At 35.8% G+C, this 11,562-nt stretch carries 5 protein-coding genes, 1 tRNA gene and 3 pseudogenes; 5 read left to right on the top strand and 4 right to left on the bottom strand.

Going from position 1 to position 11,562, the window contains the following annotated elements; genetic code table 11:
• Positions 1-292: 292 nt before the first annotated feature.
• Positions 293-365 (bottom strand) — tRNA-Val (locus GO684_RS04480).
• Between the two features lie 133 nt (positions 366-498).
• On the opposite strand from GO684_RS04480, the gene gyrA reads away from it, so the two are divergent.
• The 3 genes and pseudogenes from gyrA to GO684_RS04465 all read left to right on the top strand — a co-directional run bounded on the left by gyrA (position 499) and on the right by GO684_RS04465 (position 5,054).
• Positions 499-3,201, top strand: coding sequence for a DNA gyrase subunit A (gene gyrA / locus GO684_RS04475; RefSeq protein WP_175939271.1), 2,703 nt, complete (start codon positions 499-501; stop codon positions 3,199-3,201).
• Positions 3,202-3,304: 103 nt separating this feature from the next.
• Complete coding sequence (gene petA / locus GO684_RS04470) at positions 3,305-3,907, top strand: ubiquinol-cytochrome c reductase iron-sulfur subunit (protein WP_175939269.1); 603 nt, start codon at positions 3,305-3,307, stop codon at positions 3,905-3,907.
• Positions 3,908-4,122: 215 nt separating this feature from the next.
• A pseudogene (locus GO684_RS04465) lies at positions 4,123-5,054 on the top strand (IS630 family transposase).
• Positions 5,055-5,314: 260 nt separating this feature from the next.
• On the opposite strand, the gene gltX reads toward GO684_RS04465, so the two are convergent.
• Entirely contained in the window at positions 5,315-6,637 is a 1,323-nt protein-coding gene (gltX, locus tag GO684_RS04460; protein WP_175939267.1) for a glutamate--tRNA ligase, read from the bottom strand.
• A 567-nt stretch (positions 6,638-7,204) separates the two neighbouring features.
• Here gltX and GO684_RS05370 point away from each other — a divergent pair.
• Positions 7,205-7,520, top strand: a pseudogene (locus GO684_RS05370) (IS630-like element ISWpi10 family transposase); the annotation flags it as partial.
• 4 nt (positions 7,521-7,524) lie between these two features.
• On the opposite strand, the pseudogene GO684_RS04450 reads toward GO684_RS05370, so the two are convergent.
• Positions 7,525-8,521 (bottom strand): annotated as a pseudogene (locus GO684_RS04450) (IS630 family transposase).
• Between the two features lie 245 nt (positions 8,522-8,766).
• Here GO684_RS04450 and guaA point away from each other — a divergent pair.
• On the top strand, positions 8,767-10,329 hold the full coding sequence (gene guaA, locus GO684_RS04445; protein ID WP_175939262.1) for a glutamine-hydrolyzing GMP synthase: 1,563 nt from the start codon (positions 8,767-8,769) through the stop codon (positions 10,327-10,329).
• Here the strand turns inward: guaA and GO684_RS04440 are convergent.
• On the bottom strand, positions 10,297-11,046 hold the full coding sequence (locus GO684_RS04440; RefSeq protein ID WP_175939261.1) for a TerC family protein: 750 nt from the start codon (positions 11,044-11,046) through the stop codon (positions 10,297-10,299). The genes guaA and GO684_RS04440 overlap by 33 nt on opposite strands.
• Between the last annotated feature and the right edge of the window lie 516 nt (positions 11,047-11,562).

Below are 11,562 nucleotides of genomic sequence, written 5' to 3'. Positions count from 1 at the left end.
TACAATATAATTGCTTTGCTTAAGAACGCTTTATACAAATTTATTGCCTCTCTTTCTTACTCCGCAATCAAACAACTTTGCAATGTCACTTATTTGACCCATTAGCAATGAGAGTTGGGATTAATTTGCAACTCGACTAAAATGTGTAAAAAATACTTACCCTGCAAGAAAAACAGTAAAAAGTTATGAAAAACAGAAGATTCTGGGAAAACTTAAATGTACAAGCGATATGACGGCTGATTTTAAATAGGCTGTTTTGCGAGTTTTGTGATATGCTAGATCTATATATCCATGGGCAATGACAGACTTGAACTGCCGACCTCCTCGGTGTAAACGAGATGCTCTGCCAACTGAGCTAATTGCCCCTTTAATAAGGCAATTCTATAACTCAATAGTATTATTGTAAACAAAAAGTAGAGCCAAATGCAGCCCAATTTCTAATTGACCATTTGCTTAACTAAATGTTAATATTGAAATTACTTCAATCAAAGTACAGAAATGCAAGGCAACATAGTACCAATTTCAATAGTGAAAGAACTGGAGGATTCTTATCTCTCCTACGCAATGAGCGTAATTATAAGCCGGGCTATACCCGATGTGCGAGATGGATTTAAACCCGTTCATAGGCGCATATTATATGCAATGTCAAGGGCTGGATATGATGCTGGCAAGCCATACAAAAAGGCAGCTCGTATAGTTGGGGATGTAATGGGAAAGTATCATCCACACGGCGATGCAGCTATTTATGATTCCTTGGTCAGAATGGCTCAAGATTTTTCTCTTCTTTTGCCACTCATTGACGGACAAGGTAACTTTGGTTCGATAGATGGAGATCCACCAGCTTCAATGCGATACACAGAAGCGAGACTTCAAAGAGTGTCACACTTCTTGCTGAGTGATATTGATGAAGATACAGTTGACTTTAGGCCAAATTACGACGGAAATGAATCTGAGCCTGTTGTACTGCCTGCAGAATTTCCGAATCTATTGATAAATGGCGCAAGTGGTGTTGCAGTTGGTATGGCAACTAACATTCCTTCTCATAATCTTGGAGAAATAATTGATGCCTGCGTATTATATATGGGCAACCCTGAGGTAACCTTAGATGAATTGCTTGAAGTAGTGCCGGGGCCAGATTTTCCGACCGGTGGAACGATTCTTGGTAGGTCTGGAATAAGATCAGCGTTTGCTACAGGTCGAGGCTCAATTATTATACAAGGTAAAACTCATATAGAAGACCTGCCACAAAATAGGCAAGCAATAGTTATTGATGAAATACCTTACCAAGTAAATAAGGTAAAATTAATTGAGAAAATAGGTGAGCTTGTAAAAGAAAAGAAAATTGATGGTATAACGGAAATTAGGGATGAGTCCGATAAGTCTGGTATTAGGGTAGTGATTGACCTTAAAAAAAACGCTGCAGCAGATTTTATACTGAATCAAATACTGGGACTTACTCCTCTAAGAAGTAGCTTTAGTGTCAATACTTTGGTTCTCAATAACAACAGGCCTGTTTTGATGTCCTTAAAAGAAATCGTAGTCGCTTTTATTAGTTTTAGAAAAGAAGTATTGATCAGGAGAACAGAATTTCGTTTGAGAAAAACGAGAGAAAAAGCTCACATATATATAGGGCTTTATATTGCAGTTTTGAGCATAGATGAAGTGATAAAAATCGTCCGAGATGCAAGAGATCCTGGAGAAGCAAACAAAAAGCTTTTAAATAAGGAATGGAAAACCTCAGCTGAAATAAACGCAATTATTGGCTTGATTTCAGATAGCATGAGCTTTTTGAAAGATGGAGTGTATAAATTAACTGAGCTACAGACGAAAGCTATTCTTGACATGAAGTTGCAACGTTTAACTAGTCTTGAACGAGACAAATTAGAAGCCGAGCTAAATTCAATGATTAATCTGATAAAAGAATATGTCACCTTTCTTGGCTCGGAGGAGAAATTAATGAAAGAAATAAAGGATAATTTACAAGAAATAAAAAACAGATTTGCCGTACCACGCAAAACCGTAATAGAAGAATCAGATGCAGACATTGAAGCTGAAGATCTAATCCCACAAGAGGATATGGTGGTGACAGTGACTATGAATGGTTACATTAAACGCGTAAAGCTCTCTCACTATAGAACTCAGCGTCGTGGTGGAAAAGGAAAGTTAGGGCAGGGGCTGAAAGAAGAGGATGTAACTGCAAAATTATTTGTTGGGAATACCCACACTAGCCTTTTATTCTTTTCCAATGTTGGTAGAGTTTATAGATTAAAAGTTTATAAATTACCTCTTGCAGAGCCAACTGCACGTGGGAGAGCGCTTGTTAACATATTCCCTCTTGCTGATAGCGAAACAATTACCAATATAATGCCACTGCCAAGTGAGAGCGATGAAAGCCAAAATATAGTTTTTGCTACTGCTCATGGGAACATAAGGCGTAACTCTTTGGCTGACTTTCACTATATTCCGAGCAACGGAAAGATAGCGATAAAGCTTAATGAAGGAGATAAATTAGTATCGGTCAAGGTATGCAACGAAACTGATCATGTTTTACTTTCAACAATGCTAGGAAAAAGTATTAGATTTGTTGTAAGCGATGTGCGTCAACTTAAAAGTCGCAATTCAGATGGAGTAAGGGGTATCAAACTTGCAAAGAACGATAGCGTGATATCTATGACTATGCTAAATGGTATAGGCGTTGCAACAGAAATAAAAGAGCTTTATCTAAAAGTTCCGCTGGCAAAAAGACTGGAAACGATAGTTAATAACTCCATTGATTCTAAATTAGAAAAAGTTTTGAATGATTTAGGAATAGATAACGAGTTGTTCTTAAAACTCGCGGCGAATGAGGAATTCATACTAACTATTACTGAAAATGGATTTGGTAAAAGAACTTCTGCATATGAGTACAGAGTAACTAATAGGGGCGGTGTTGGCATTACCAATATTCTCACTACTAATAGAAACGGTAATGTTGTTGCTAGCTTTCCAGTTGAGCAGGATGACAATATAATGCTCATTACAGATAAAGGAAAGTTAATTCGCATTTCAGTCAACGGAATTAGAATTGCAGGACGTAGCACTCAGGGGGTTACTCTATTTAAAACAGAGAGTAGAGAAAGGGTGGTATCAGCAGCAAAAATTGAAGATCCTGGTTCTGCTGAAGAGAATATGCCTGAGATTGGAGATTCTGTGTCCTCTTAGCTGTAGTATTGTGAAAACATACTAAAAGTAAAAAGTGCAAGTTTTTGTTGATTAATCTCTAGTATGTGAACTAGAATGTATGCTCATAGCTGAGTAGAGATCGATGAGTAAGAAATTAACTAAGAGTAGAAAGCCACTGATAGACAGGGATGATAAAAAAATACCCCCTGTTAAAGGTCTTGCTAAAAAAAATAAGAGCAGGAGAGATTTTATAGCATTAACTACGTACGCTATGGCGGGTATAGGAACTGCAAGTGGGCTTTGGCCACTGGTTAAGTCTATGAACCCTTCCGCTGAAGTTTTGGCAATGTCTACAGTTGAAGTTAATTTATCCGGAATTCAAGAAGGACACGGAGTAAAAGTAAAATGGCAAGGTAAACCAGTGTTTATTCGCAGACGTACAAAACAAGAAATTAAAGCTGCAAGAGTTGTGAATGTAGAGAATTTGAGAGACCCTCAGTCAGATGAGCAAAGAGTATACAAAGGAAAAGATGAATGGCTAATTATGGTTGGAGTATGTACACACCTTGGATGTGTACCAGTGGACTACGCTACAAAAGATGGAAACGGTTGGTTTTGCCCTTGCCATGGTTCGTATTATGATACATCTGGTCGAGTAATTGGGGGGCCTGCACCAAAAAATATGGTTATACCTGATTATTTTTTTCCAAGTGAAAATGTTGTAGTAATTGGCAAAAAGGCTTGATTAATAACTGTCCTTTAGTCACTGTATCTTTACGATTCTCAGAAAGGCGCAAGCAAAAAACTACTTGATAAGTTTTAACAACCTCATACTAGTTCCTGCTACACAAGGGACAAATAGACAATAATGGAAAAGAAGCCATACTGGAGTAGTAAAATAGCGAGGTTTAAATAGCATTAAAATTATTGGACGAAAAAGTTGTGGAATCAGTAAAAGAAATGCTGAGGGAAGTGTGAAATAATGCATATGTTACAAAAAGCTAAATGCTGTAATGCAGCAAAAGGCACGGTATAACATCCGTAGCAAAACATGTTGCACTTTAAGAACAGCACTAACTACACAGATAAACCACCTAAAATTTGAAGAGAAGAAAAATTGTTTGCTTCTCTTTAATGTCATAGAAAAACTGGTTGAATCAGAGTCGATTCGAACGAGTTGAAGTATGGATTAAGAAAACTCTAATATTACCATTAAAGAAATGGGAATAAGAACCCAGGAAAAATTTGGCTTGAATGTCAGCAAGTCCACAGCACACTGCAATATGCAAAAAATGAAGTTTTCATATATTATACTGAGACCGATTACAATGAACAGGATAAAGTAAACAGGAAGAGTTAAAAAAAACTTAATGAGACTATTGGTGATATCTTGAACAGGAGTTATTTATCTTGGATAAATTGCAATTTGCACACACTCGAAAGTTAGACATAGGTGGTTTAAAAAGGGTGTTAGAGCACAAGCTAAAAAAATTAGGTAGATAAAATTTTTATCTCTACAATGCAGTAGATTCTAGAAATGAAGAGATTTCTAGCTTATTTGTACCGAATGTCAATACTGATTGTATAAATATATTTCTTAAACAAATGTTACAATATTTAAGAACACGAAAAGCCTTTCTTGTTATGAATTATGGATTGTGCTAGTTGGCATAAGTAAAAAAACTTAAAGGCATCTAAAAATATCGAGATTATATACCTACCACATGCTCACCTAAGCGTCAATCCTATTAAGAGACTTTGGTTGTATATAAAACAGAACATTTTGCGTGATAAAGTCTATAATACAATTGCTTTGCTTGAGGGTGCTATTGTGCAAATTTATTGCCTCTCTTTCTCACTCTACAATTAAACAACTCTGCTCACTTTTTTGACCTACTGATAGTGAGAATTAGTATGGTAAAGTAAAATAAGCTTACTGCAAGCGCCACTTTATAACGGTTTGTAGCAATATGATCTTTTAACCATTTTAAAAGTTTCATATATTTTTTTCTATAGTTTTTGTCATTGGTTATCCATTAAATAATTTTCACCGTCTTTTAACTTGTCAAAAAAACGACCTTTTGTTCAAGACTTATGCCTGAAATTTCAGGTTATAGTAGTTTAGGATTCCTCTATAGTTGCATGTGACTGGCTAATAGTTCTTTAACCTTGCAATGATGTTTTCTTTACCGATAAAAATTAATAACTTGGCGAGCTCTGGACCTGTTTTTGCGCCTGTTAAGGCCAAACGCAGCTGCATAAACAAATCTTTTGTCTTTATATCTACTGCCTGTTGAATAGCTTTTATCCATTCCGACAATGTGTTTTCATTACAATCGCCTTGAGGTAATGCATCGAGCGCGATTTTTATAAACTCCTTATCAAGAACTGCAGGTTCTGTATTAGATTTACATATTTGCCACCACTCAGCCACTTCCGAAAATTTTTCTATATTATTCCTTATAAAATACCAAAACTCTGGGAAGTTTACTCCAGTTTGACTTAAACGCTCTTTTACCACTTCAAATGGCATTTGTTGCAGGACTTTACTATTTAGCTTATACACTTCACTCAAGCTAAATTGAGCGGAAGCCGAGCCAAATTTTTTAATGTCAAATGAGTCAATTAAAGATTGTATGTTAGCGTAAGCTTTGATTGGATCAGATGTTCCAAGTTTCGTTAAATAACTGACAAGTGCCATTGGTTCAATTTCGTTTTCTTTAATAAATTTGATGTCTAGTCCACCTTTCCGCTTCGATATCTTACTATCATTAAAATGTAGCAGGGGAAGGTGAGCAAATACAGGAACTTTTGCTTCTAATGCTTGTATCATTTGTATCTGAACTGCAGTGTTAGTTATATGATCTTCCCCGCGTATAACATGGGTTACATTAAAGTCGATATCATCAATAACAGAGGGTAACATGTATGTATAAATTCCACCCTCTCTTTTTACCACGGGGTCGCTGATGCTGCTGGTTGCAATATTTATTTCACCTTTAACCTCATCATTCCATTTAACAACTTTATTCCTATCTAACTTAAATCTGAAATATGGTTTTCGTCCTTCTTGCTCATAAAGAATTTTTTCTTGTTCAGTGAGAAGTAACGCGCTTCTATCATATACCGGAGGGAGTCCCTGTTTTAGCTGCAATTTCCGTTTAATATCTAATTCTTCTCTTGTTTCATAGCATGCATAAATGTGCCCTTTTGTTATTAGCTGCAGAAACGCTTCGTTATAACGCTTAAAGCGCTCTGATTGCTTAAAGTTTGCATCCCAATCTATGCAAATCCATCTTAAGTCCTGCACTATGCTGTCTATATATTTGATGTCTGAACGCTGAAGGTCAGTATCGTCGAAACGAAGTAAAAATTTCCCATTTTGACTGCGTGTGTACATCCAGCAAACGAGCGCAGTGCGGACATTTCCTACATGAAGATAGCCAGTTGGGCTTGGGGCAAATCTTGTTAACATTTAATTTATAGCTCCGATTTGTTTCATTTTATATGAATACGTGGCTAAAGCAAGATCTATAATATAGCAGAAGGTTATGCAGCTGTACGGGTGTTGTGAAGAGGTGTCGTCCAAGTGGCTCATAGAAGTGCAAAAACCACTTGACGAATTTTGCTACAGCCTCCTTGATTACAACAGTGGAGGTGTTTAGTTATCTTCAATTTGTGTAGGTTAAACAACAAAGTATCGCATGGTGGTCTCTTATGTTTAATTTTCTGCACTGTGCGCACCTTATATCTTTACAACATTTCTAGGTTTATATAAGCCGAAAAGCGCTTATGAAGCGTTCAAGGTAGTATAGAACGTCAATTTGCAGGGTTGGGGAGTAAACACACTGTCTAACAGGTGTATTTTTTGCCTTTTCTTCTGCATAGTAAATTTCTTAAATACTTATGATTAAAGGTTAGTTGCATTAAAAATGCAGATAAGTTGCGGTTATTGAGTATTTATACTAACCCCCACTACAAGGAACAAATAGACCATAATGGAAAAGAAGCCGTACTGGAGTAGTAAAATAGCAAGGTTTAAATGGCATTAAAATCAAAATTATTGGATGAAAAAGTGTTGAGTCAGTAAAAGAAATGCTGAAGAAAGTACGAAATAACACATATGTTACAAGAAAACTAGATGCTGCAATTGCAGCAAAAAAGCACAGTATAACAGCCGTAGCAAAAATATGTTGCATTTCAAGAACAGCAAACTGCATGGATAAAGCACCTAAAATTTGGAAGAAAAAATTGTTTGCTTCCCCTCGGCGTCGTAGAAGAACTGATTGAATCAGAGTCAGTTCGAACAAGTTGAAAAAAGCCCTAATATTACCATTAAAGAAGTGATGCTGACTCTCATTGTTAGCGTGTCGAATAAATGGCATTGCAGGGTTGTTTAATTGCAGAGTGAAAAAGAGAGGTGATAAGTTGGTACAAAGCGCTCTTAAGTAAAGCAATTGTATTATAGACTTTATTACGCAAGATGTTCTGTTTTATATACAACCAAAGTCTCTTAATAGGATTGAGCTCAGGTGAATATGATAGTAGGCATATAATCTTGATATCTTTAAGATGCCTTTAAGTTTTTTGAATTATACCAACTAACACAATTCATGATAAGAAAGGCTTCTTGTGTTCTTAAACATTACGACATTTGTTCAAGAAATATATTTATACAATCAGTGTTAATATTTGGTGTAAATGGGTTAGAACTCTCCCCATTTCTGGAATTAACTGCATTGTAGAGATAAAAATTTTATCTACCTAATTTTTACTTTAACCTGTGTTCTAACACTCTTTTTTAACCACCTGTGTCTAACTTTCGAATGTGTGCAAATTGCGATTTATCCAAGATGAATAACTCTTGTTCAGGATACCACAATAGTCTCATTAAGTTTTTTTTAACTCTTCCTGTTTACTTTATCCTGTTCATTGTAAATCGGTCTCAGTATAATATATGAAAACTTCATTTTTTGCATATTGCGGTGTGCTATGGACTTGCTGACATTCAAGCCAAATTTTCCTAGTTCTCATTCCATTTCTTTAATGGTAATATTAGAGTTTTCTTAATCCATACTTCGACACTTCAACTTGTTCAAATTGACTCTGATTCAATCAGTTTTTCTACGACATTAAGGGGAAGCAAACAATTTTTTCTTCCAAATTTTAGGTGCTTTATCCATGCAGTTTGCTGTTCTTGAAATGCAACATATTTTTGCTACGGCTGTTATACTGTGCTTTTTTGCTGCAATTGCAGCATCTAGTTTTCTTGTAACATATGTGTTATTTCGTACTTTCTTCAGCATTTCTTTTACTGACTCAACACTTTTTCATCCAATAATTTTGATTTTAATGCCATTTAAACCTTGCTATTTTACTACTCCAGTATGGCTTCTTTTCCATTATGGTCTATTTGTTCCTTGCACAGTAGGGATTGGTATAAGAACCATGGGCGGCTGCCATCTTGTAAAATTTTTGTCAACTCAAAATGGATTATAGCTAACGTTTAAGCCATATATTAAAGCTTTTAAGGGGGTCTTAGTTTACTTGCTCTATTATTTTCTTTATTATTAAATATTGCTTTTAATAATATGGAGGAGTGAGTTGTCAGCAATTGCCATTATTGATTTCGGTTCGCAATTTACACAGCTTATCGCAAGACGAGTCAGAGAAGTGGGTGTTTATTGTGAGATATTCCCAAGCAACATCAATTTTGAAACAATATCGAAATTCAATGGATTTATTCTCTCTGGGGGACCGCAATCTGTGCATGATAGTTCTTCTGAGGTAAATGGAGTAGCCCATGAGATTATAAAGCTCAATGAGGTAACAAATGTTCCTATACTTGGGATATGCTACGGGCAGCAACTTATTTGTCGTTATTTTGGAGCAAAAGTAAAAAAAGAGTTCAAACAGGAATTTGGTAAAACTAAGATCAAGATACTAAAGGAATCTCCTATTATAAAGAATGTGTGGGATGTTAGTTCCGAAGTGGATGTAGTAATGAATCACGCGGACAGTGTTGAAACTGTACCACAAGGGTTTGCTGTTATTGCATCAGGTGTAATAAATCAAACTATTGCAATAGTGGCCAATGAACAGCGTAGGATATATTGTACTCAATTCCATCCTGAAGTTAAGCCTAAAGCGAATGGTAGTAAGTTGCTTTCTAATTTCTTGGGTATTGCAAATTGTAAAAGGGATTGGACAGTGAAGTCAATCATTGAAAAGCAAAAGGAAAAAATCAAAAATTTGGTAGGGGAAAGAAAAGTAATTGCTGCGGTAAGTGGCGGGGTCGATTCAAGCGTTGCAGCGGCTCTTACATATAAAGCTATAGGAAAACAATTAAACTGTATTTTTATTAATACTGGGTTATTACGCAAGAACCAGACCATTGCTGTGTTGGAAGATGTTCCAGTAAATTATGTTGATAAGTCAGATTTGTTTTTAAGTAGATTAAAAGGTATAACTGATCCAGAAGAAAAGCGAAAAATTATTGGTAACACTTTCATTGAAGTCCTTGAAGAGGAGGCAAAAAAAACAGGTCATGCAGATTTTTTAATGCAGGGTACTATTTACTCTGATGTGGTTGAATCAGGGCATGCTTCAGGGAATACTAGTACAATTAAATCTCATCATAACGTTGGTGGGTTGCCGGAGAAGATGAATCTAAAGCTAGTGGAGCCTTTGCGCTACCTCTTTAAGGATGAGGTAAGGCTGCTTGGGAAAGAAATTGGTCTTTCAGATGAGATAATATTTCAACATCCGTTCCCCGGACCTGGGCTTGCAGTAAGGGTCATAGGTGAAGTTGATGAGGAAAGAGTGCAAATATTGCAAGAAATAGATGAAATATATATCAATACAATGAAAAATTACGGTCTATATGATAAAATATGGCAAGCTTTTGCTGTACTGTTGCCGATAAGAACTGTGGGTGTCATGGGAGATGGTCGTACATACGGATATGTTTGTGCTTTGAGGGCTGTGACATCGTTTGATGGTATGACAGCTGATGCATTTCCATTTGAGAATAAAGGCCAGCATTCATTAGTATTTTGGGATTTTTTGCAAAATGTCAGTAGCATAATCGTTAATAATGTTTCCAAAGTAAATAGAGTTGTGTATGACTTAACTTCAAAACCACCGGCGACTATTGAGTGGGAATAATTTGGGGCTGTTTTTTTTCTTCATGCACCGCACTTTTTTCTTTATACTACTTATACCTTCTACGAAGAAGGCAAACATTAATGAGGAATACAAGTATTCTTTTGGTAATTCTATGTGAAGTCCATCAAGCATTAGGTGCGCACCAACAAGTATAATGAATGAGATGGCGATTGTTTTTAAACTCAGGCTAGGTTTAATTAACTGAGCGGTATAATTTGATAGAAATATCATTGCTAGTGTGGAAAATACGTATGCTATAGCAATTATTACCATGCTATGAGTTAATGCTATAGTGGTTAGTAAAGAATCAACTGAAAAAACTAAATCTATTAATATAATTTGCAGTACAGCTGAAAAAAGTTGTAATTTAGTGCCTGTTTTTTTTTTGATTTGCTTGCGTGAGAAAATATCGTTCCATAACTCTATGAAGCTTTTAATGATTAGGAATAATCCTCCTGCCATCATGAGTAGATCTTTTACTGAAATGTTAAACGATGCAGCATTAAATATAGGTTTTTGCATTGATAATATATGTGATGTAAAGGATAGTGTTACAAAGCGCATCAGTAGTGCTAGTGCAAGACCTATGATGCGTACTTTTTCCCTTAATGTGTTTGGTGCTCTATCTATTACTAGAGAAATAAAGATTAAGTTATCTACACTAAGTATTGTTTCAAGTAGTGTAAGTATTAGTAAAGCCCAAGCTTCAGCTAGCATTTTTGTTCTGGATTCAGTTTCTTTACTTTACAATAGATATGTAAAAATTAAGTAACTTCACTCAGGTAAAGTATAGAGAAGTTTTGCTTCAGAATGGCCATGCTTGTATCCGTTCAACCAATGGTGTCAACTTAAGAGTCTTCCTTAGTGAACTCTCCTGAAGACATAATGAATTTTAGAGAGAAATTTTATGTACAATTACTGGTATTTTCCTTAAGTTAGTGCCATGGCCTATTCAGCTCAGCGGTTTGAGAGACAGTATCAACTAGTGACTTCTTCTTTGAGTTGTGCAATTTAGGCTTAAGGGAAATCAGTAAGTTCGTCTATCAATGACAATTCCTATGTGCAAGAAATAGATAGACAACAATGGAGAAGAAGCCATACTGAGGTAATACCAATTCTCACTATTAGTAGGTCAAATAAGTGGCATTGCAGAGTTGTTTAATCGTAGAGTGAGAAAGAGGGGTAATAGGTTTGCACAAAGTGCTTTCAAGCAAAGCAATTGTATTATAAGCT

Source organism: Wolbachia endosymbiont of Litomosoides brasiliensis, from assembly GCF_013366805.1.
Lineage (GTDB): Bacteria > Pseudomonadota > Alphaproteobacteria > Rickettsiales > Anaplasmataceae > Wolbachia.
The sequence above is the reverse complement of the archived record's forward strand: the minus strand, read 5'-3'. Positions and strand labels throughout refer to the sequence as shown.